This is a genomic window from Ensifer sp. Root558 (assembly GCF_001427045.1).
GTDB classification, from domain to species: Bacteria; Pseudomonadota; Alphaproteobacteria; order Rhizobiales; family Rhizobiaceae; genus Ensifer; species Ensifer adhaerens.
This window is the reverse complement of sequence record NZ_LMGC01000035.1, coordinates 349,041-368,935: the sequence shown is the minus strand read 5'-3', so window position 1 is coordinate 368,935 and position 19,895 is coordinate 349,041. Positions and strand designations below refer to the sequence as shown.

Below are 19,895 nucleotides of genomic sequence, written 5' to 3'. Positions count from 1 at the left end.
TAGACCGAACCACCATTCGACCAAGTTCCCATCATGCTCACCCCGATCATAGACATCCTTCTCGAAGACCCCAATCGGGATGACCTCAGCGGCATCGTTGCGCCGCTGGATGCCTATAACGATGCCCATAGCGGCATGGTCGACCTGCCCGGTTTTGCCATCGTGCTTCGCGATCCGGAGACGAAAGTCGCGACGGGTGGGCTCTATGCGACGGATGGCTATGGCTGGGGCTTTATCCGTTACCTCGCGGTCCCGGATGAGTACCGCGGCCAGGGCCTTGGCCGGCGCCTTGTCGAAGAAGCGGAGAAGATCGCGCGCCAGCGCGGCTATGTCGGCCTTTGGCTCGACACCTTCGAATTCCAGGCCAGGCCCTTTTATGAAAAACTCGGCTTCGAAGTTTTCGGCGAGCTTGAAGGTGGTGATGGGGCGATTGCGCGCTACTTTCTAAAGAAGCGATTCTGACGCCGGAAAGCCACGATCCGAAGAAGCAACCGCGCTTTGGGGGCCCGAAAGCGAGAGTATGCGGCTGCCCCAACGGTATACACGGCCCGACGCTTATTCCGGACGGACGCCCTTGTTGCCCTGTAGCGCGTTTGTGGTCACCCGAATCGCCGGCTGCCGTTTACGTCCTTGCCGATGATCTCCCGGATAATGGTCAGGGTTTCCTTCGCCGCCTCCCTGGGTGCGAGTGCGGTATCGGCGACGTTGCTGACCAGCTTCGTCATATCGTGATCGATATCCTTCTCAGCCCAACGCTTGCCCTTCGCAACCGTGATGTAGACCGAGTAGGCGTGGTGCATGGTTCCGGGCCGCTCGCCGATGATGTGGAGAATTCCGCGAAACGTGTTGGGATCGGCGTCGGCAAACAGCATCTCGCCAATCCGGTAGCCGGCCCGCACTCTGCCGCTGGTGACCAGGATATTCTTGTCGCTCACCGACACGCCGGCATCGCCGAGCAGCCTGCGCATCTCCTCCAGGTAGGGCGAAAGATGGCCGTCATCCATGATGGCCTTGGCGTTCAGACCATCTGAGATGACAATCTGGCCCTTGGGCATATCGCCTTTCCAGGACGTCCTGATCGCGTCAATCGCCCTGATTGAGTCCGGGCTCAGCGTTTCACCGGTCGTCGGATGCGCGATGTAGTCGTTCCGGTCCTTGGACAGGGTGCGAACCGGAACGACGCTGGGCACTGCCGCTATGAACTCCGGCGTAAGCTCGGCCCAAAGAGAGAGTTTGGCGTCGTCATAAAGACCCCTCACTTTCGTCGCGAGCGACGGGTTGAGATCCCATATCTTCTCACCGTGGCCCGTGGCCAGGTCGACGCCTCTTGCCTCGACCTCCGTCATCATCCGCCTGCCCTCGGCGTAAACGGCGTCCTTGGAGCGCTTGTCCCCCTTGGCGAGGCGGTACTGATAATAGACCCAAAGAGGATCGCCGTATTTTGACGTGTAGCTGTTGTCCTTGCCGACAATTCCAAGGCGTTTGTAGAAATCCCACATCGCATCGTTGACCTTGAAGCCGAACTTATCCCTCACGCGTACGTGGTCCTGGAATGCGGTCGTGAGATAGCTCAACATCGGGTCGTTCTTGGTCGGCAGAGCAATCAGATAGGCCGGATTGGCCGGCATGATCTGATCCTGGCACCAATCCAGATCGTCCAGGCTGACGGTCATGTGCAGGGTCGTGCATATATCGAGACCGATGGTCAGCCCATGGAGCTTGCCCATGACCATGTCCTCGAGGCAGCACCGAACGAGTTGTTCTCGGCTCTTGAAGACCTCCGGCCCAATGAAGCCGGCGACGTCGTTGACATGCAGCCATGCGCCTTTCGGCTGCACTTTCGCAAGCTCCATGCCGACAGCCCGGCTGAACCCGTACTTCCGGGACTCAAGCACCATCATGTCGACGCCGTTTGCCGCGCCGTTGGTGAATTCCGAGCCCTGTCCGGTTTCGAAGTAAAGGCCGTACCGCTCCCCTGCCTTGGCGCGCGCATATTTCAGGATCTTCTCATTGGTGATGTCGAAGATCTTGTTGCAATCATCCGTACCGGCAAGGCTCTGGAACACGGTGGAAACTGTGCCGGGGAAGTCTTCGCTTACCTCACCTTGGACGTCGATGTGAGCGAGCACGCACCACGGAATGACGTCGACCAGCTTGAACGTATCCGCGATGTCCTTGAGCGCCCGCTCCACCGTGACGACGCTGTCGACGGTGCTGTCCACCGGGTTGGTGCCGATGACGATGTCGCCGGTCGCATAGGAAAACGCATCGAAGACCTGCCACATGATGTCGTCGGGGTGGTCGGTCGGCGAATTCGGCTGGATACGTGCGCCCATGTATCCCTTGGCCCCCAACTTGGTGCCGGGCATGACATTGAAAATCTTCTGGCTGACGGCGATCAACTCTTCATTGCTCATCAGCTTCGGCACGCAGCCGATGGTATCGCTGGTCAGGCCATGCATGACGCCTTTGATCTCATCTTCCGATTTGGTCAGAAGAAATTCCTTCAGCTGGCCCATCGTCCAGTCTTTCAGCTTTTCTTGTTGAGCCCTGTCGGTGGTCTGCCAAATCAGTCGTTGCAGATCGTCCTCAAACAGCGGGTGCTGATCGAGGTCTGCGATCTTCGTTCTTGCCAGGAGGGCTCGGGCGTTCGTTCGGGACGTATCATTTTCCGCAGCCACAGCGATCGTCTGGTCTCCTTCCTTGAACGCATTCGCGCATCCCAGAACTTGCCGATAGGTCGTCTCGTCAAAGCCGCCCTTGATCCTGCTGATATAGGCAAAGATGTCCTCATCCTGCTTCACGTCGTCGATCACGAGGTTGCTTGGGCCTGGCGCGGCACGGGCAGCATGACTGTAGGCTGTAAGCGTGGCCGCCGCAGTTCCCGCCACCAGCAGGAGATCGCGCCTGGACAGTGCATGCTGGTCTGAGAACATGCCTTTGCTCATTGCCATTTCCTTTCTGCAAAAGGTCTATCGGCATCTCGCCCGACGGCCCTCTGGTGACCGGCGATCTAAGGAAGGCGCATAAGAGTAAATGCTCGACACGTGTCCCTTGGGCATCGACACGGACCCGGCGAGCCTCGACCAGCCGGGCCTGTCAAAGTCGATTACTGCAGGCTCATCACGATGCGACCGTCGATCTTCCCGGCTTCCATGCGGCGGAAGATCTCATTGATATTCTCGAGGCTATCCCACGAAAAATGCGGCGCGACTTTGCCTTCAGCGGCGAACTGGAGCGACTCTTCCAGGTCCTGGCGGGTGCCGACGATCGATCCACGCACGGTGATGCGCTTAAGAACAGTCTCAAAGACCGGCACCGAGATCATACCTGGGGGCAGGCCGACGAGCGCCATGGTGCCGCGCGAACGCAGGAAACCGAACGCCTGTTCCATCGCAGCGGGCGAGACTGCAGTCACAAGCGCTCCATGCACGCCGCCGGTGGCCTTGATCACCTGCTCGACCGCATCCTTGGCCTTGCCGTTGACTGTCAGGTCGGCGCCCAATTGCTTTGCAAGTGCCAGCTTGTCGTCGAAGATGTCCGCCGCGACGACATGCATGCCCATCGCCTTTGCGTACTGCACGGCCATGTGGCCAAGCCCCCCGATGCCGGAGATGGCAACCCATTCACCGGGACGGACTTCCGTTTCCTTCAACCCCTTGTAAACGGTGACCCCGGCACACAGAACCGGCGCGGCAGGACCGAACTCCAGCCCATTGGGCAGGCTGCCGACGAAATCAGGATCCGCCAGGCCATATTCGGCGAACGTCCCGTTGACCGAGTATCCCGTGTTCGACTGGGCCGCACACAGCGTCTCCCAACCGGTGCGGCAATGCGGACAGTAGCCGCAGGCGCTGTGAAGCCAGGGAACGCCGACCCTGTCGCCCTCTTTCACTCTTTTGACACCGGCGCCGACCGCCGAGACATAGCCGACCCCCTCGTGCCCGGGAATGAACGGTGGGCTGGGCTTCACCGGCCAGTCGCCATTTGCAGCATGGAGATCGGTATGGCAAACGCCCGTTGCTTCGTATTTCACCAGGATCTGTCCCGGCTGCGGCGTGGGCACTGCCACTTCCTCGATCGTCAGGGGCGCGCCGAATTGCCGAACGACGGCTGCCTTCATCGCCTGAGCCATTTGCCAATCCTCCTCCAATCGCCGGGCCACGGAGAGGTTTCTTTGGGAACAGTGGGCCGGCAGGGGCCTATCTCACATACGAAAATCGTGTAATTGGCTCGAGCATCATGGCGCTCACAGCCAGTGCCCGGACGTCATTTCCTGCTTGGCGTATACCGCCAACACTTCAACGCGGTTCACGTAGCGCCATCGTCAGGTTGCAGCGTAAACCCGCCGGCAGAGTTCGACAATGGGTGGAGTGCAGAAGCGGTTCAGAGACCGACCGCCTTCGGCGCCCGGCCGGATCGAACAACGCATATCGTGCAACGGCGTTCGAGCGGGCGCGCTGGCGCGCGTATTGACAGGATCGGCGCCGGTCGTGTTGACTGAATGCTACGGGGCCGTAGCTCAGTTGGGAGAGCGCCGCAATCGCACTGCGGAGGTCGAGGGTTCGACTCCCTTCGGCTCCACCAAAACGATCAGAAGGTGCCCGGTTGCCGAGGTATCGGAACAGCGGCTGATTTGTCATCAGCAGATCGCCAGTTCGAGTCTCTCTGGGGACACCGCCATGCTAAGCCACCGTCCGGCCTTCGCGAAACGCTGCCCGATCCCGTGGCCACCTGCTTTCAGAGGCTGAACGGATCCCGCGCCGAGCGCTTCTCGCTCGGTGCATTGAACGGGTCGGCTTTCTTCTCCTTGGACTTGCGGCCCTCGTCGGCGATAATCTCGTCGACCGCCCGCTGGCACTTCATCAGCTCGTCGGCCGCCGGGCCGGTGCCGCGCAGGCTGAGATTTGCGATGACGCGATCTTCAAACGCGATGGCCAAGGCCCGCTTGCGCACGAAGCCCGTCAGGAACTCGGCGTCGGTGACGTTCACGAACAGAAACTTTCCGCTCGCATCACCGGCAGCGGTCGCCGAAGCGCTCCAGGGATCGGTCTTGTCGAAGCGGAAGGTCAGGTCGTACTCTTTGCCGACCTCGAGCGACCTCCAGTCGTCGCTGGCGAAGCTCATATAGAGCGGCGACTCGGAGCCCTTGGGATAGAACCCAAGGCGCAAGGTGACCCCGCCGTCGAATACCGATGAGATGAAGCAGGAGCCCTCCATCGAGGTGTCGGAAGCAACGGTCCAGCCGTCGACATCCTTCCACTTGATGATTTCGGACTCCTCAGCCGCGGCCGATCCCGCGGCGATCAGACAGCTTACCAATCCGACCAGCAATCTACGCATGCAAAACCCCCGTTTGCCCGCATTTTGATAGGTCCCCCCGTCACTGTCGAGGGTACCTAGCCGATCCCAGGCAATATTTTAGGAATATTCACCTCTCTGCGGCAAGCGGACGCGCCCATCACATGGCGAAAGGATCTTTCGACGACTTGGTCTGGCCGCCGCCGGCAAAGGGATCGTTGTTCGGCGCATTGCCACCGGCACCCGCAAAGGGATCGTTCGCCGCTCCCTGACCGCCATTCGGGATCAAGGCGCTCACCGCCTCCTGGCACTTGAACATCTCGCTTACCGCCTTCATCGAATCACGCAGGCTGAGGCTCGCGACGACGCGCCCCTCGAAGGCCAGCGCCAAGGTGTTCTTGCGAACGAATTCGGTAAAGAAGTCGGTGTTGGAAAAGTTGACGACAAGGGCCCTGGCGCCGGTCAGATCAACACCGAACGCAACGGCCGGCCACTGACGACCACGGTCGAGCTGCAAGGCAACATCGTATTCCCGCTGCGGCTCGATGGACTTCCATTCGGCATTGCCGATCGAAAGAAACGCCAGGTTCGTCGATCCCCGCGGATAAAAGCCGATACGAAGGATAGCGCCGGCGTCATAGCTCGTCGCCGCGTAACACGAGCCGCCCAGGGAGCGATCGGATCCCACCGTCCAGGCGTTGATCCGTTTCCAGATATTCGAACGCCCTTCTTCGGCAGACGCCGCTCCAGCCGTGAGCAACAGGCCGAGCACCACCAACGACAATCTATGCATGCAACCACCCCACTTTCCACGCAAAGTTATCTTTTTTTAGAGGCCTGTCGAGACGGTGAAGGCCCTTCCCCGCAGGGATTTTTGCGCGCCCCAGGCCCGATGCGAAAGCTGGCAGCTCCGATGCATTCTCCGCGCCGGTCCATGAAGAACGGCCGAGACGAGGTTGAGATCGAGCGGCTGGCGCAAATCAGCCACAGCCTGCGGGCAAAGAGCTGTTGAACATGGCAGAGTGATCGCCATGCTTGCTGGACTTCGGAACGAAAGCGCGGTTCACATCGTTTACCAACCCGTAGTCCCACCCCTTCATCAAGTGGACGATCACCGTGCTTGCCGCCCTGCTTCTCGCTTCGATAGTCGCATCGCCCAATATGCCTGACGTCAAGCTCAGTGCCGCGACGGTGGATGAACTCCAGACCGATTTCGAACGGGCCGTGCCGTGCCATCAGATCGATGGACGCAATGTTTGGAAGGGCGCGCTCGCCTTCTACATCCAGTCCTTCGTTTATGACGGCGATACGCCCGTTGCGACCGATGCGGCCGACGCAGTGCTTCCGGAAGACAACAGCGCCGAAACGGTGAAGGAGTTCGAAGACGCCTGCTCGGCCTCGCAAGCGACTTAAGTCTCTCCGCGAAGAGAGCCGCGATTCGTTCGAATCACGCGCGCGATTGACCTGCCCGGCGCTGTTTTGGGACGCAACCGTCGCCGAAAACCGCCCCGCTCCCGCAAAAGTGACCAATCGCCCCCCACAGAAGCAGCCAATTGCCTGAATTCACGGAATTTTAGGCACTTGCGGAACACATATGGAACAGATAGTGTCTGTTCTTGATTTGTTTCACGCCTCTGGAGCGACGTGCCATGCTGACCCGCAAGCAACAGGAATTGCTTCTGTTCATCCACGAACGCATGAAGGAGTCGGGCGTACCGCCGTCTTTCGATGAAATGAAGGATGCGCTCGACCTTGCGTCGAAGTCCGGCATTCACCGTTTGATCACGGCGCTCGAAGAACGCGGGTTCATTCGCCGGTTGCCGAACCGGGCGCGCGCGCTCGAAGTCATCAAGCTTCCGGAAGCCTACGCCGCCGGCCAGCAACAGCCGCGCAGGGGCTTCTCGCCGAGCGTGATCGAGGGCAGCCTCGGAAAGCCGCCGGCCGCCGCTCCTGCCACGCCGAAGCCGGCGCCGGTCGCCGAAAGCACGTCTGTTTCCGTCCCGGTGATGGGGCGCATCGCTGCCGGCGTGCCGATCTCGGCGATCCAGAACAACACCCATGACATTACCGTTCCGCTCGACATGATCGGCAGCGGCGAGCATTACGCCCTCGAAGTAAAGGGCGATTCGATGATCGAGGCCGGCATCTTCGATGGCGACACGGTGATCATCCGCAACGGCAACTCGGCCAATCCCGGCGACATCATCGTGGCGCTCGTGGACGACGAGGAAGCGACGCTGAAGCGCTTCCGTCGCAAGGGCGCGTCGATTGCGCTCGAAGCGGCCAACCCCGCCTACGAGACGCGCATTTTCGGACCGGATCGCGTGAAGATCCAGGGCAAGCTCGTCGGGCTGATCCGCCGCTACCATTGAATTCCAGGCAGAACGCCGAATCAAAAGAGCCTCGCCACTGAAAGTGGCGAGGCTCTTTCCGTTTAAGGCGACCTGAAATCCAGATCGCTTATTCGTGGATCGTGTATTCGCCGAGTTCGCAGAGATCCTGCGTGTCCTCGGTCGTATCGAGGGCCGAGCCTTCCTCGAATTCGAATCGCATGTCGTATTTGCAGACGTCCCGCCCGTCGGCAATGGTGATCTCCATGCTCTCGCCGGGGTTCAGGACCTGCCGACCGAAAACATCGTCTTCCCATTCATTGACGCCGACCGGCGACGTATAGAAATTCGTCAGTACCGCGCCGGTGTTGTTCTTCAGCTGGAAAACCAGGTCGTCCGCGCGCGCCTCCATAGCGGTCGCCGCAAAACACGCCAACGCCGTCAGGATCAGTCTCTTTTTCATTGATGCCATTGCCTCCGTTCTTAATGTTGACGGACGCTACCGATACGGTTGATCTCAGCGGAGTCATCGTTCCCCCTCTACCGAATTCACCGAAGCGATAAGATCCGACGGAGGCATAGGCGACGTGGCTTGCGCGGACGTGTCGCGAATTTTACCGCGCTGCCCTAAGGCAGAACGCCAAACCAAATTTAACGAGGTGAGATTATTGGAGGCCTCGCCCGGAATTGAACCGGGGTACAAGGATTTGCAGTCCTCTGCGTCACCACTCCGCCACGAGGCCTCACAGCTCGGATAACCAAGCGTTGGCGCGGATTTAGAATGATTGCAGAAAAACCGCAAGAGGCATTTTCTGAAAAACGCGCCGTCGATTTGCAGGACGGATACTTTCCACAGAACGATCGACGATGTCCGCCGATCGTCTCCCAGCTGATCTCAGCACCAGGGCGTCGGGCGCCCTTCCCACGGCCGCACGAGCCCCTCGGAAACGAGTACACGTCCAAGAGATTGGTCACCGCGGGTGACCAGGCGCAGTTTCTCGCCGGCCTTGGCATCTGATCGCCCTCCCGCCGAGATCAGCCTGAAGTCGCCTGCATTCAGCAATTCGCGCAGGCGCTGCTTGGCGTAGAAGCCGCGCGAACGCTCCTTGTCGCAGCTTGCCTGGCGGATTCGCGGCGCATCGACATCGGCGACGCGGATCGTCTCGCCATGGAAGACGAAGGTCGCGCCATCGATCACGCAGTTGTCGTTGCGAATGCCGCAAAAATAGAACTGATCGGTACGGATGGATGCCGTCTTCACCTCTTCATTCGGCCGCACGAGAGGGGTTGGCGGCGTGACGCCGACATTCACCGACGGCACCGGGGCGGCCAGGGCAACCTTCGTCGCCGGGTTGGGCTTCGGATTCGGTTTGTGCCTATCCGCCTGCTGGGCAACGCGCTCCTGCGCTTCAGGAACCGCGCGCTGAGGCTTCGGCTTCGTTTCCGATCGCGATGCAAAGGCCATGACATCGGAAACCACCGGCCAGTGCCGCAACTCGGCGCGATGGTCGTAGGCCATGACGCCGCCAAGGGTGAGCGCTGCGGCCAGATACCACGGCGCCATGCCGCCCTGTTTGCTGGTGCTTCGGCCCGAACTGCGGCGTCGACGTTTCGTAGTGGCTTTGGCCATCGGTCCCCATCCTGATTCGAGACCGCATTATGCGTTTGATGGGTTGCCGAAAAGTTTTCGAGGGCACCCCAACAGAGGGGAAGACCGCCAGGAACCGGTCATTCGCCTGCGCGGCCACGGCCCTTGTTGAGAGATTCGGAATTGCTACGGGACGGCCAAAACTGCCGACCGCCCTGCCCTCGACAACAAGATCGTTAAATCGGCGTCCGCCTCAGGAGCCGTTCGACGAGTTGGCCTTCCCGCGCCAGCGCGCCCACCAGACGGCCAGACGACGACGGCGGCGGCGAACCGAGGGAATGTCGTGGGAAAGCACGATCAGGCCCAACGGTATCATCCAGAAGCCCAGCACGGGCAAGAAACCGAGAAAACCACAAAACACCAGCAGCGAACCCAGCAGGATGCGCAGCAGGGGCGAGTCGGGCAACGCGATACGCCATTTTCCCAGCACGATCTGTCGTGTTTGCGGATCAATGCCGAAATGCGTCTGCTTCCTGTTTTTATTCATCATTCCCTATCCGGCGTGTTTTCCCACAATTGGGGACTTCTCCACAGCCTCGCAACGGAACTTGTCATTTTTTTTGAAAAAAGCGCTTGGCAAATCAGAAAAGCATGCGTATTAGCAGCCTCACTTCTGAAGCGCACAGCACAACAGCGGCGCGGATGATCCCTGGTAGCTCAGCGGTAGAGCATTCGACTGTTAATCGACAGGTCGCCGGTTCGAATCCGGCCCGGGGAGCCACTTTCTAAAAGAGCCATTTGCAGCGATGCGAATGGCTCTTTTTCATTTTGCACCTATGTTCTCCAGGTGATCAATCCCCAACCTCCCGATGGTTCTTCATGACAAAGGCCGCGGCGCCGCCCATCATCGTCTGGTTCCGCAAGGATCTCCGCCTGGCCGACAATCGCGCCCTCTCGGCTGCCGCCGGCGAGGCAGCCGTCATTCCCCTCTATATTCGCGAACCCGCCGACAGCGGCAACGGTGCGCTCGGGGCGGCGCAGGCGTGGTGGCTGCACCATTCGCTCGAGGCCTTGGGCGCAAGTCTCGCGCGGCACGCTTCTCGCCTCGTTCTTCGATCAGGCGCGCCGCTTGACGTGATTGTCGAGATTGCGCGCGCAAGCGGTGCGGAGCGCATCTACTGGAACCGGCGCTACGACCCGAACGGCATCGCCACGGATACCGCGCTCAAGAAGGCGCTGGCCGAGCGGGGAATCATCACGGAGAGCTTTGCAGGACAATTGCTGCATGAGCCCATGCGGCTGCTGACGACGACGGGCGGCCCCTACCGCGTGTTCACGCCGTTCTGGCGCGCGCTCGAACTGAAAAACGAGCTGGCACCGCCGATCGACCGGCCGCACCATATCGCAGCCCCGGGAGCATGGCCGCGATCGGAACGCCTTGACGACTGGTCGCTGCTGCCGACGAAACCGGACTGGGCGGCGACATTCAGCGAGGTCTGGACGCCGGGCGAAGACGGTGCGGCCACCCGTCTCGAAGAATTCGTCGATGAGAAGCTCGACGCCTACAAACGCTGCCGCGACATTCCCGACGCGGATGGCACATCCCTGCTCTCGCCTCATCTCGCCTTTGGCGAAATTTCGCCGGCGCAGGCCTGGCATGCGGCAGCTGGGCCCCAGGCCGATAGCGGCGAAGGGGCGGCCACCTTCCGCAAGGAACTCGCCTGGCGCGAATTCTCCTATCATCTGCTGTTTCATTATCCGGAGCTTGGCCGCCGCAACCTCGACCGTCGATTCGACCGCTTCCACTGGCTGAACGACGAGGACGATTTTACTCGATGGACCAGAGGGCTCACCGGATACCCGATCGTCGATGCCGGCATGCGCCAGCTATGGCGCCACGGCTACATGCACAATCGCGTTCGCATGATTGTCGCCTCCTTTCTCATCAAGGACCTGCTCGTCGACTGGCGCAAGGGAGAAGCCTGGTTCCGTGACACGCTGGTCGACGCGGATCCGGCCAACAATGCCGCAAGCTGGCAATGGGTCGCCGGATCGGGCGCGGACGCCGCACCGTTCTTCCGCATCTTCAACCCGGTCCTGCAAGGGGAGAAATTCGATCCCGACGGTCTCTATGTGAAGCGCTTCGTGCCGGAGCTGGAGCGCCTCCACCCGCGCTATGTCCATCGCCCCTTTGCAGCGCCCGCCACGACCCTTGCCGAAGCCGGCATCGAACTCGGCACGACCTACCCGAAACCGATCGTCGACCATGCCCTTGCCCGCGATCGGGCACTGGCAGCCTTCCGGCAGATCACAAGCGCAGCGGGACTCTCCGAGGAGACGTAGAGCCTCCGGTAGAATTCCTCAGTTGGCGTCTCGCCCGATTGCGGCTAGGCTCACGTTACGGATGCAACAGCTGAGGGGGTGGTGTATGCGTAACCTGGAAGCCGATTTTGCTGCATTTGCCGGTGCGGTGGAGCTATCTTCCGAAAATCTGGCGACGGCCGTGCGGGATTTCCCGCTCAAGGCGCGCATGGTGCTTGGCGCCCTGGTGCACCTTCAGGTGGGAACGTTGATGCTCGCCACGCCAGACGGCCGCAGGCTGGTGATCAAAGGCGCCAGGGCCGGCCCCAGCGCCATCCTCAACCTCAACAACTGGAACCTGCCGCAGCGTGCTATCTCGGGCGGCACCATCGGGGCTGCGGAAAGCTACATCGACGGCGACTGGGACAGTCCCGATGTCGGCGCCTTTCTCGAACTGTTCCTCGTCAACGCCGAAATCGGCAGGAATTTTCCGAACCGTGCGCGCGGGCTCCTTCGCCTTTTCGACAAGTTCCTGCACTGGCGCAATGCCAACACCCACTCCGGCGCGCGCCGCAACATCTCGGCCCATTACGACCTCGGCAACGCCTTCTACAGCGAATGGCTGGATCCGAGCATGACCTATTCGTCTGCGCTTTATGCAACGGGCGCCAATGATCTTCGCTCAGCGCAGAAAGCCAAATACCGCGCGCTCGCGGAAGCGACGAACCTGCGCACCGGCGATCATGTGCTTGAGATCGGCTGCGGCTGGGGCGGCTTTGCCGAGTTCGCGGCAACGGAAATCGGCTGCAAGGTCACGGGGCTGACGATCAGCCGCGAGCAACTGGCCTTCGCACGCGAACGCATGCAGCGTGCGGGCCTTGCCGACCGGGTCGAATTGAAGTTCCAGGACTATCGTGAAGAAAAGGGTACCTATGACCGCATCGTCTCGATCGAGATGTTCGAGGCCGTCGGCGAAAAATTCTGGGCAACCTATTTCTCGCAGCTGAAGCGGTGCCTGAAACCCGGGGGCAAGGCCGGACTGCAGATCATCACGATCAAGCCCGAATCCTACGAGGAGTATCGTTCCAATCCGGATTTCATCCAGAAATACGTCTTCCCGGGCGGCATGCTGCCAACGCGCGAGCATCTGGTCGAGCTTGGCCGCAATGTCGGCCTGCGGATGATCAACGACTTCGGCTTTGGCGTCGACTATGCCCGCACACTCGGCGAATGGCGGGAGCGGTTCTGGGCGGTCTGGAACAGGATCGAGCCGCTCGGCTTCGACCTGCGCTTCAAGCGGTTGTGGGAGTTCTACTTCTACTACTGCGAGGCCGGGTTCCGTGCCCGCAACATCGACGTCCGGCAGATCGTCTTCGAGTGAAGCGCACGGCGCGTCTTTACCGCGTCACCCGTAGCGCTTAAGAGGCGGTCGATCCAAGTTTCTGTTCAAAGGTACAGCATGCGTCTTGCATGGTTTTTCCTCGCGCTCGCCATCGCGACCGAAGTGGTGGGCCTGACGGTGATGAAGGCCGCTTCCGAAAGCGGCTCCTATCTCGGCCACATCGTCATGTATGTCTCGATCGCACTCTCCTACGTCTTCCTGGCAAAGGCGGTGAAGACGATATCGGTCGGCGTCGCCTATGCGATCTGGGAAGGTTCGGGCGTCGCCATCATCACCCTGGTTTCGGTTTTCGTCTTCGGCCATGTGCTGACCGGACGCGAAATGCTCGGGCTTTCGATGGCGATCGTCGGCATCCTGCTCGTCAATGCCGGCGAGTATCATGACGAGGACGAGGCAGCGCGTGAAGGAGCCACCGATGAGCGCGCCTAGCATCTACTTCGTCCTCGCGGTCGTGGCCGGCATCCTCGATATTGCGGCCAACCTCGCCTCGACGAAATCGGAAGGGTTCGCCCGCCGCGGCTGGGGCATCCTTTCGATTCTGCTAGTGCTCGCCGCCTTTGCCTTCCTAGCGGAAGCCATCAAGGGCATGGAGCTCGCCATCGCCTATGCGGTGCTTGGCGCAACCGGGATCTTCGGGACGGCCATCTGCGGCCGCTTCCTGTTCGGTCAGAAGCTGAAGCCGATCGGCTGGGTCGGACTGGCGCTCATCTTCGGCGCGGTGCTAGTGCTTCACACCGCCTGACGCGGGCGGCCGCCGGGTCCGGCGCGCTTCTGTCCTTCCATGGCCTCCGCCTTGCCGCGGGTCAGCCAGTTCAGCAGGCGGAAATAGAGGCTGTAGGGCAGCAGGTCCATGAGCTTCACCGCGTAGGCAAACCGGCGTGGGAAGGCAATTTCGAACCTTCGCGACTTCAGGCCGGCAACGATGCGCCTTGCCGCCTCTTCACTGTTCACCGGCGCCGGTCGCAGAAAGCGAATGCGCGCGGTCCCGGGCGTATCGACGAAGCCGGGGCTGATGATCTGCAGCCGGACGCCGAGCCGGTCGAGATCGAACTTCAGGCTTTCCGCCATATTGATCAGCGCGGCCTTGGTGGCGCCATAGGCGGCACTGGTCGGCAGTCCGCCGTAGCCGGCCACCGACGAGACGATGGCGATGTGTCCGTACCCCTGCGTCTTCATGTGGTCCACCGCCGGCAAGAGACAGTTGACGACGCCGTTGAGGTTGACGGCAAAGCTCTTCTCGAAGGCCTCGCGGTGAAGCTCGTCTCCGCGCACCGGCAGCGCGACCCCGGCGTTCAGCACCACGAGCGAAAGGTGCCCGTGATCATATTCGATCGCCGCCATCACCCGCTCCATGTCGGCAGGGTCAGTGACATCGCCGTCGAGCACGGTGATCCGCCCTTCGCTTGCTGCTTCATGCTGCAGGTCCACGAGCCTGTCGTGGTTTCTCGCCGTCACGACGACGGAATAGCCTTCCCGCACCAGCGCGAGCGCCAGTGCCCGCCCGGTTCCCGAGCTTGCGCCCGTCACCCAAGCCAGTTTCTGTTCCGATTTCGTAGATTGAATACTCATCACTCACTCCTCGGCACGCGCCGGGAAACACGTACGCATCTCCTTCTGTGGGCGAAAAATGACTTGCCCGGCCCTTCTTCGCGGCAGCGCTCCTTGCCGCCGGCTCTCGCAGTCCCTGGAGACGATTTTTGTTCGGGACAGAGCGACGGCGAAACGCTATTTCTTGCCTGAAGTGCAGGCTGAGCCGAAAACACGCCAACATTTCGGCGGTCCCGGAACGTTGTCGATATTCGCTGGCCGCCGTTCGCTTTTACCTGGTACGTGCCGCCTTACCGCGGTGCCTGTCCTCAAACACGAGGTTCTGAAAATGGCCATTTTCCCGTCCGTGCTCGAAGCAATCGGAAACACGCCTCTGATCCGGCTGAAATCCGTATCCGACGCGACAGGCTGCACGATCCTCGGCAAGGCCGAGTTTCTGAACCCCGGACAATCGGTGAAGGACCGCGCGGCGCTCTGGATCATTCGCCATGCGGAGCGCACCGGCCAGTTGCGGCCGGGCGGTGTCATCGTCGAAGGCACGGCCGGCAATACCGGCATCGGCCTGGCGCTGGTCGGCCAGGCGCTCGGCTACCGCACCGTCATCGTCATTCCGGAAACCCAGAGCCAGGAAAAGAAGGACGCCCTGCGGCTGCTCGGCGCCGAGCTGGTCGAAGTGCCGGCCGTTCCCTACAAGAACCCCAACAACTACGTGAAGATCTCCGGCCGCCTCGCCGAGCAACTGGCCAAGACCGAGCCAAACGGGGCGATCTGGGCCAACCAGTTCGACAACGTCGCCAACCGTGACGCCCATGTGGAGTCCACGGCGCCCGAGATCTGGCGCGACACGGACGGCAAGGTCGACGGCTTCATCTGCGCTGTCGGCTCCGGCGGCACGCTGGCCGGCGTCGCCCAGGGCCTCAGAGCGAAAAACCCCTCGGTCAAGATCGGCCTGGCGGACCCGCAAGGGGCGGCCCTCTACAATTTCTACGCCAATGGCGAACTGAAATCCGAAGGAAGCTCGATCACCGAGGGCATCGGCCAGGGCCGAATCACCGCCAATCTGGAAGGCTTCACTCCCGACTTCTCGTACCAGATTCCCGATTCGGAAGCCGTGCCTTACGTCTTCGACCTGATCGAGCGGGAAGGCATTTGCGTGGGTGGCTCGACGGGCATCAACATCGCCGGGGCCGTGCGGCTCGCCAAGGACCTCGGGCCGGGACATACGATCGTGACGATCCTGTGCGACTATGGTAACCGCTATCAGTCGAAGCTCTTCAACCCGGACTTCCTCGCCTCCAAGGGGCTGCCGGTGCCGACGTGGTTGAAGACGGCTTCCAACATTGCAGTGCCATACGAATCAGTTGGATAGGAATGCGATGACCAGGACCGTGACTGCCCTCTTCCGTGACGACTTCTACCTCTCGACATGTGAGGCCAGCGTCACCGGAATCCTCGAAGATGGCGGGATCGAGCTTGATCAGACCTGCTTCTATGCCACCTCCGGCGGCCAGCCTGGCGACACGGGTTTTCTGGAGCGCGCCGATGGCAGCCGCATCGACATCGCGGTCGCCCGCCATGGGGAGACCAAGGATATCATCATCCATGTGCCGGCCGAGGGCCAGCCGGCGCCCGAGATCGGCGAGAAGCTGGTTCTGCACATCGACTGGCCGCGCCGCTACCGGCTGATGCGCATGCACACGGCCTGCCATCTGCTTTCGGTCGTCTGCCCCTTCCCGATCACCGGAGCGTCGGTCGGCGAGGACGAGAGCCGTGTCGATTTCGACATGAACGAGACGATCGACCGGGACGAGGTCACAACAGCGCTGATGAAGCTCGTCGACGAAAACCACCCCGTTTACGTTCAGTGGATTACCGACGACGAGTTGGCCGCCAACCCCGGCATCGTCAAGTCGAAGAATGTTCGCCCGCCGATCGGCCTGGGGCGCGTCAGCCTTGTCTGCATCGGCGAGAACTCGGCGGTCGACAGCCAGCCCTGCGGCGGTACGCATGTGTCGGAGACGCAGGAAGTCGGCGCCATCCACATCGCCAAGATCGAGAAAAAGGGTAAGGAGAACCGCCGGTTCCGTATCCGCTTCGGCACCGCCGAAGACCGCGCATCAGTTTGAGTAAGGAGTTGCGATCGTGACCAACAACAAGAGCGCCTTTGTCGTTTCCGCCGATTGGCTGCAGGAGCGCCTCGGCGATCCCTCGATCCGGATCCTCGACGCGTCGTGGTACCTGCCGGCACAGAAACGCAACCCGAAGGTGGAATACGACGCCGGCCACATTCCCGGTGCTGTCTTCTTCGACCAGGATGCCATTGCCGACCATACGAGCGGCCTGCCGCATACGCTGCCTTCGCCGGAAGCCTTTGCTGAAGCCGTCGGTACGCTTGGCGTCAGCGAGACGGATACGATCGTCGTCTATGACGGCCCGGGCATCATGACGGCGCCGCGCGTCTGGTGGGAACTGCGCATCATGGGTGCCAAGAATGTCTATGTGCTCGATGGCGGCATGGACGGCTGGAACCGGGAAGGCCGACCCGTCAGCACGGATGTGCCCTCGCCCAAGCCGGCCACGTTCAAGCCGAGCTTTACGCCCAGCGCCGTTACCTCCTTGGCCGGAATGAAGCAGATCGTCGCCGACGGCGCGATCCAGATCGCCGATGCCCGTGGCGCCCCGCGTTTTTATGGCGAGGAAGCCGAGCCGCGTGCCGGCCTTCGTTCCGGTCACATGCCCGGCGCCCACAGCCTTCCTTCAGGCGTCTTTTCGGAAAACGGGAAGCTCAAGGATCTTGAGAGCCTCCGCCAGACCTTCGCAGCGGCCGGCGTCGATCTTTCGAAGCCCGTGGTCACGACCTGCGGATCGGGCGTAACTGCCGCCATCATCACCCTGGCGCTACAGTCGCTCGGCCACACCGACAACACGCTCTATGACGGATCCTGGTCGGAATGGGGTGGCCGCACCGACACCGCCGTCGTCACAGGTCGCGAGTGACGCCATGCGCCCTCCGAAGCTCGCCTCACTGACGGCGCACGTCACCGAACTCGAAATGACCGCTCCGCCGAAGCAGAGCCTGCCGATGCCGGTCAATATCCAGACGGCGATCCTGCGCGTCTCCGACATTCCGCTCGGCTACTATCGGTTTCTCTATCTGCGCGTCGGACGTCGCTGGCACTGGACCGAACGGCTGCGGATGAGCGACGAGGATCTGGCAGCACTGCTTGGCGACAAGCGGAGGAGCGTGACGGTTCTTTACGTCAACGGCGCGCCGGCCGGATTCTTCGAACTGCATCAGGGCGACGACGATGTGGTCGAACTTGTGCATTTCGGGCTGATGGAACACGCACTCGGCCTCGGGCTCGGCAAATGGTTCCTGCTGCAGACGCTGTTTGCCGCCTGGGCGCTGAATCCGAGCAAGCTGAAGGTGACCACCAACAACCTCGACCATCCCCGCGCGCTGCAGCTCTATCAGCAATTCGGCTTCTCGCCAGTCGCGACCCGCGAGGCCACGGTCGAGCCTTTGACCGATGCCGAGCTTCTGAGCCTGGTGAAAAACCTCTGACGAACACCATCCGGCAAGTTCCGGGTGTCCCGATGGCTGCGGCCGGTGCACTCTCCTGATCGAACAATTCAAGCCGATCAAGGAGATACACGATGTCGCTGCGCTATATTCCGATGTCTGACGCGGAAGCCCGCCGGATGAGAGAGGGCGGGCTGGACGCGTATGGCAATGCGCCGGAGCGACAGATCTCCGATGGCGACGGCGTACCGTGCCGTCATTGCCTGGATTATGTCGAAGCCGGCGCGCCCTATTTGGTTTTCGCGCTTCGACCGTTTTCCTCATTGCAGCCTTATGCGGAAACCGGCCCGGTGTTCATGCACGCCGAGGCGTGCCCGGCGCATGATGGCGAAACCCTGCCGCCGATCCTGAGCTCGCGTGACAGCTATCTCCTGCGCGGCTACGGCCCCGACGAACGGATCGTCTATGGGACCGGTGACGTCATCACCAGGGAACAGCTTGAAACTCGAGCGAATGAACTGCTGGCACGATCCGACATTTCAGCCGTCCATGTGCGCTCGACCAAGTACAGCTGCTACCAGTGCCGGATCGTCACCGCCTGACGCCTTCGTGGCAACCGGCCCGGCATCGCTGCCGGGCCGCTGGATCAATTCCGTCAGGCGACGTTCAGCACCGCTTCCGGCGCATAGGCATCATAGCCGAGTGCTTCAGCGACGGGTGCGTTTGTGACGCGACCGCGGTGCACGTTGAGGCCGGCGCGCAGATGCCGGTCTTCGGCAATCGCTTTCAGGCCCTTGTCGGCGAGTTGCAGACCATAATGCAGTGTCGCGTTGTTGAGCGCATGCGCCGAGGTCACCGGCACGGCACCCGGCATGTTCGCAACGCAGTAATGCACGATGCCGTCGACTTCATAGGTCGGATCGGAATGGGTCGTGGCATGCGAGGTTTCGAAGCAGCCGCCCTGGTCGATGGCGACATCGACGATGACAGCCCCCTTCTTCATGCCGGTCAGCATTTCGCGGGTCACAAGCTTTGGTGCTGCTGCCCCCGGGATGAGCACGGCGCCGATGACAAGATCGGCTGAAAACACTTCCTCTTCCAGCGCGTCAATGGTCGAATAGCGCGTGTGCACGCGGCCGGCAAAGAGATCGTCGAGCTGGCGCAGACGCGGGATCGAGCGATCGATGATGCTGACGTCAGCGCCAAGACCCGCCGCCATGCGGGCGGCATGCAGGCCGACGACACCGCCGCCGATGACGGTCACCTTGGCCGGCAGCACGCCCGGCACGCCGCCGAGCAGGATGCCGCGGCCGCCATTGGCCTTTTGCAGCGAGGTCGCACCGGCCTGGATCGCCAAGCGCCCGGCAACTTCCGACATCGGCGCAAGCAGCGGAAGGCCGCCGCGATCGTCGGTGACGGTTTCATAGGCAATCGCCGTGACGCCGGAATTCAACAGGCCCTTGGTCTGTTCCGGATCGGGCGCAAGATGCAGATAGGTATAGAGAATTTGGCCTTCGCGCAGTTGCGCCCATTCGGAGGGCTGCGGCTCCTTGACCTTGACGATCATGTCCGACTTTTCGAACACGTCCTTCGCCGTCGCGACGATTTTCGCGCCAGCGGCACGGTACGCATCGTCGTCCGCGCCGATCCCTGCCCCGGCCTTGGTCTCCACGATTACCTCGTGGCCATGGGCAACATATTCACGCACCGAGCCGGGCGTCAGGCCGACACGATATTCATGGTTTTTGATTTCCTTCGGGCAACCGACACGCATCCTTGCGTTCCTCTCCTGTTGGGCTTTGCGCCGCTTTTGACGAGGCAATCAGCAAAACACGCCGACAATCGAATGTCCTTGCAAAGACGAAAGCCAGCGCGCATTGATTTCGAAGAATGTTGCGACAA

Annotated in this window: 21 protein-coding genes and 3 tRNA genes; 14 read left to right on the top strand and 10 right to left on the bottom strand. The window is 61.4% G+C overall.

Annotation, left to right across the window (positions count from 1 at the left end; all coding sequences use genetic code 11):
• Nucleotides 1-33 precede the first annotated feature (33 nt).
• Nucleotides 34-462 (top strand): GNAT family N-acetyltransferase, encoded by a 429-nt coding sequence (locus tag ASD63_RS28230; RefSeq protein ID WP_034791210.1) that lies wholly within the window; start codon nt 34-36, stop codon nt 460-462.
• Nucleotides 463-599: 137 nt separating this feature from the next.
• On the opposite strand, the gene eutB is transcribed toward ASD63_RS28230, so the two are convergent.
• Nucleotides 600-2,948: an ethanolamine ammonia-lyase subunit EutB gene (gene eutB, locus ASD63_RS28225; RefSeq protein ID WP_034791208.1), complete on the bottom strand. Its 2,349-nt coding sequence runs from the start codon at nt 2,946-2,948 to the stop codon at nt 600-602.
• A 161-nt stretch (nt 2,949-3,109) separates the two neighbouring features.
• Nucleotides 3,110-4,135 carry an alcohol dehydrogenase AdhP gene (gene adhP, locus ASD63_RS28220; RefSeq protein WP_034791206.1) on the bottom strand — a complete coding sequence of 342 codons (1,026 nt, stop codon included), beginning with the start codon at nt 4,133-4,135 and terminating at the stop codon, nt 3,110-3,112.
• 376 nt (nt 4,136-4,511) lie between these two features.
• Between adhP and ASD63_RS28215 the strand changes: the two genes are divergently transcribed.
• Nucleotides 4,512-4,587, top strand: a tRNA-Ala gene (locus ASD63_RS28215).
• A 153-nt stretch (nt 4,588-4,740) separates the two neighbouring features.
• Here the strand turns inward: ASD63_RS28215 and ASD63_RS28210 are convergent.
• Together ASD63_RS28210 and ASD63_RS28205 are read right to left on the bottom strand one after the other, a co-directional pair.
• The gene (locus tag ASD63_RS28210) at nt 4,741-5,343 is read right to left on the bottom strand and encodes a hypothetical protein (protein ID WP_127889043.1); all 603 of its coding nucleotides are present in this window, start codon (nt 5,341-5,343) and stop codon (nt 4,741-4,743) included.
• Between the two features lie 118 nt (nt 5,344-5,461).
• On the bottom strand, nt 5,462-6,094 hold the full coding sequence (locus ASD63_RS28205; RefSeq protein ID WP_127889042.1) for a hypothetical protein: 633 nt from the start codon (nt 6,092-6,094) through the stop codon (nt 5,462-5,464).
• Nucleotides 6,095-6,417: 323 nt separating this feature from the next.
• Here ASD63_RS28205 and ASD63_RS28200 point away from each other — a divergent pair, with 323 nt between their 5' ends.
• Nucleotides 6,418-6,714, top strand: a complete 297-nt coding sequence (locus tag ASD63_RS28200) for a hypothetical protein (protein WP_034791202.1) — start codon at nt 6,418-6,420, stop codon at nt 6,712-6,714.
• 236 nt (nt 6,715-6,950) lie between these two features.
• Nucleotides 6,951-7,673, top strand: coding sequence for a transcriptional repressor LexA (gene lexA / locus ASD63_RS28195; RefSeq protein WP_034791199.1), 723 nt, complete (start codon nt 6,951-6,953; stop codon nt 7,671-7,673).
• 88 nt (nt 7,674-7,761) lie between these two features.
• On the opposite strand, the gene ASD63_RS28190 is transcribed toward lexA, so the two are convergent.
• From ASD63_RS28190 to ASD63_RS28175, 4 genes are all read right to left on the bottom strand, one after another.
• Nucleotides 7,762-8,094: a hypothetical protein gene (locus ASD63_RS28190; RefSeq protein ID WP_089045904.1), complete on the bottom strand. Its 333-nt coding sequence runs from the start codon at nt 8,092-8,094 to the stop codon at nt 7,762-7,764.
• Between the two features lie 206 nt (nt 8,095-8,300).
• Nucleotides 8,301-8,374, bottom strand: a tRNA-Cys gene (locus ASD63_RS28185).
• Between the two features lie 152 nt (nt 8,375-8,526).
• A complete protein-coding gene (locus ASD63_RS28180) occupies nt 8,527-9,261 on the bottom strand; it encodes a thermonuclease family protein (protein ID WP_034791192.1) in 735 nt (244 codons plus the stop codon).
• A gap of 211 nt (nt 9,262-9,472) precedes the next feature.
• The gene (locus ASD63_RS28175; RefSeq protein WP_034791391.1) at nt 9,473-9,766 is read right to left on the bottom strand and encodes a hypothetical protein; all 294 of its coding nucleotides are present in this window, start codon (nt 9,764-9,766) and stop codon (nt 9,473-9,475) included.
• A 159-nt stretch (nt 9,767-9,925) separates the two neighbouring features.
• On the opposite strand from ASD63_RS28175, the gene ASD63_RS28170 reads away from it, so the two are divergent.
• The 5 genes from ASD63_RS28170 to ASD63_RS28150 all read left to right on the top strand — a co-directional run bounded on the left by ASD63_RS28170 (nt 9,926) and on the right by ASD63_RS28150 (nt 13,664).
• Nucleotides 9,926-10,000 (top strand) — tRNA-Asn (locus tag ASD63_RS28170).
• Nucleotides 10,001-10,098: 98 nt separating this feature from the next.
• A complete protein-coding gene (locus ASD63_RS28165; RefSeq protein WP_034791171.1) occupies nt 10,099-11,562 on the top strand; it encodes a deoxyribodipyrimidine photo-lyase in 1,464 nt (487 codons plus the stop codon).
• Between the two features lie 85 nt (nt 11,563-11,647).
• Nucleotides 11,648-12,901, top strand: coding sequence for a cyclopropane-fatty-acyl-phospholipid synthase family protein (locus ASD63_RS28160; RefSeq protein WP_090428172.1), 1,254 nt, complete (start codon nt 11,648-11,650; stop codon nt 12,899-12,901).
• Nucleotides 12,902-12,979: 78 nt separating this feature from the next.
• Nucleotides 12,980-13,351 carry an SMR family transporter gene (locus tag ASD63_RS28155; RefSeq protein WP_034791133.1) on the top strand — a complete coding sequence of 124 codons (372 nt, stop codon included), beginning with the start codon at nt 12,980-12,982 and terminating at the stop codon, nt 13,349-13,351.
• The gene (locus ASD63_RS28150) at nt 13,338-13,664 is read left to right on the top strand and encodes an SMR family transporter (RefSeq protein ID WP_034791131.1); all 327 of its coding nucleotides are present in this window, start codon (nt 13,338-13,340) and stop codon (nt 13,662-13,664) included. Before ASD63_RS28155 ends, ASD63_RS28150 begins: the two co-directional genes overlap by 14 nt.
• Here the strand turns inward: ASD63_RS28150 and ASD63_RS28145 are convergent.
• Nucleotides 13,652-14,494 (bottom strand): SDR family NAD(P)-dependent oxidoreductase, encoded by an 843-nt coding sequence (locus ASD63_RS28145; protein WP_051659213.1) that lies wholly within the window; start codon nt 14,492-14,494, stop codon nt 13,652-13,654. The genes ASD63_RS28150 and ASD63_RS28145 overlap by 13 nt on opposite strands.
• 304 nt (nt 14,495-14,798) lie before the next feature.
• Here ASD63_RS28145 and ASD63_RS28140 point away from each other — a divergent pair, with 304 nt between their 5' ends.
• The 5 genes from ASD63_RS28140 to ASD63_RS28120 all read left to right on the top strand — a co-directional run bounded on the left by ASD63_RS28140 (nt 14,799) and on the right by ASD63_RS28120 (nt 18,595).
• Nucleotides 14,799-15,839 carry a cysteine synthase A gene (locus ASD63_RS28140; protein WP_034791127.1) on the top strand — a complete coding sequence of 347 codons (1,041 nt, stop codon included), beginning with the start codon at nt 14,799-14,801 and terminating at the stop codon, nt 15,837-15,839.
• A 7-nt stretch (nt 15,840-15,846) separates the two neighbouring features.
• Nucleotides 15,847-16,596, top strand: coding sequence for an alanyl-tRNA editing protein (locus ASD63_RS28135; protein ID WP_034791125.1), 750 nt, complete (start codon nt 15,847-15,849; stop codon nt 16,594-16,596).
• A 16-nt stretch (nt 16,597-16,612) separates the two neighbouring features.
• A complete protein-coding gene (sseA, locus tag ASD63_RS36405; RefSeq protein WP_034791123.1) occupies nt 16,613-17,467 on the top strand; it encodes a 3-mercaptopyruvate sulfurtransferase in 855 nt (284 codons plus the stop codon).
• A gap of 4 nt (nt 17,468-17,471) precedes the next feature.
• Nucleotides 17,472-18,035 carry a GNAT family N-acetyltransferase gene (locus ASD63_RS36400; RefSeq protein ID WP_034791121.1) on the top strand — a complete coding sequence of 188 codons (564 nt, stop codon included), beginning with the start codon at nt 17,472-17,474 and terminating at the stop codon, nt 18,033-18,035.
• Between the two features lie 92 nt (nt 18,036-18,127).
• Nucleotides 18,128-18,595 (top strand): DUF1203 domain-containing protein, encoded by a 468-nt coding sequence (locus ASD63_RS28120; RefSeq protein WP_034791118.1) that lies wholly within the window; start codon nt 18,128-18,130, stop codon nt 18,593-18,595.
• Between the two features lie 53 nt (nt 18,596-18,648).
• Here the strand turns inward: ASD63_RS28120 and ald are convergent, their stop codons facing one another.
• Nucleotides 18,649-19,767 (bottom strand): alanine dehydrogenase, encoded by a 1,119-nt coding sequence (gene ald / locus ASD63_RS28115; protein ID WP_034791117.1) that lies wholly within the window; start codon nt 19,765-19,767, stop codon nt 18,649-18,651.
• Nucleotides 19,768-19,895 lie beyond the last annotated feature (128 nt).

What these genes read in the sequence shown, in the direction of transcription:
- ASD63_RS28230 (WP_034791210.1), top strand. Translation starts at nt 34, where the DNA reads ATGCTCACCCCGATCATAGACATCCTTCTCGAAGACCCCAATCGGGAT.
- eutB (WP_034791208.1), bottom strand. Translation starts at nt 2,948, where the DNA reads ATGAGCAAAGGCATGTTCTCAGACCAGCATGCACTGTCCAGGCGCGAT.
- adhP (WP_034791206.1), bottom strand. Translation starts at nt 4,135, where the DNA reads ATGGCTCAGGCGATGAAGGCAGCCGTCGTTCGGCAATTCGGCGCGCCC.
- ASD63_RS28210 (WP_127889043.1), bottom strand. Translation starts at nt 5,343, where the DNA reads ATGCGTAGATTGCTGGTCGGATTGGTAAGCTGTCTGATCGCCGCGGGA.
- ASD63_RS28205 (WP_127889042.1), bottom strand. Translation starts at nt 6,094, where the DNA reads ATGCATAGATTGTCGTTGGTGGTGCTCGGCCTGTTGCTCACGGCTGGA.
- lexA (WP_034791199.1), top strand. Translation starts at nt 6,951, where the DNA reads ATGCTGACCCGCAAGCAACAGGAATTGCTTCTGTTCATCCACGAACGC.
- ASD63_RS28190 (WP_089045904.1), bottom strand. Translation starts at nt 8,094, where the DNA reads ATGAAAAAGAGACTGATCCTGACGGCGTTGGCGTGTTTTGCGGCGACC.
- ASD63_RS28180 (WP_034791192.1), bottom strand. Translation starts at nt 9,261, where the DNA reads ATGGCCAAAGCCACTACGAAACGTCGACGCCGCAGTTCGGGCCGAAGC.
- ASD63_RS28175 (WP_034791391.1), bottom strand. Translation starts at nt 9,766, where the DNA reads ATGAATAAAAACAGGAAGCAGACGCATTTCGGCATTGATCCGCAAACA.
- ASD63_RS28165 (WP_034791171.1), top strand. Translation starts at nt 10,099, where the DNA reads ATGACAAAGGCCGCGGCGCCGCCCATCATCGTCTGGTTCCGCAAGGAT.
- ASD63_RS28160 (WP_090428172.1), top strand. Translation starts at nt 11,648, where the DNA reads ATGCGTAACCTGGAAGCCGATTTTGCTGCATTTGCCGGTGCGGTGGAG.
- ASD63_RS28155 (WP_034791133.1), top strand. Translation starts at nt 12,980, where the DNA reads ATGCGTCTTGCATGGTTTTTCCTCGCGCTCGCCATCGCGACCGAAGTG.
- ASD63_RS28150 (WP_034791131.1), top strand. Translation starts at nt 13,338, where the DNA reads ATGAGCGCGCCTAGCATCTACTTCGTCCTCGCGGTCGTGGCCGGCATC.
- ASD63_RS28140 (WP_034791127.1), top strand. Translation starts at nt 14,799, where the DNA reads ATGGCCATTTTCCCGTCCGTGCTCGAAGCAATCGGAAACACGCCTCTG.
- ASD63_RS28135 (WP_034791125.1), top strand. Translation starts at nt 15,847, where the DNA reads ATGACCAGGACCGTGACTGCCCTCTTCCGTGACGACTTCTACCTCTCG.
- ASD63_RS36400 (WP_034791121.1), top strand. Translation starts at nt 17,472, where the DNA reads ATGCGCCCTCCGAAGCTCGCCTCACTGACGGCGCACGTCACCGAACTC.
- ASD63_RS28120 (WP_034791118.1), top strand. Translation starts at nt 18,128, where the DNA reads ATGTCGCTGCGCTATATTCCGATGTCTGACGCGGAAGCCCGCCGGATG.
- ald (WP_034791117.1), bottom strand. Translation starts at nt 19,767, where the DNA reads ATGCGTGTCGGTTGCCCGAAGGAAATCAAAAACCATGAATATCGTGTC.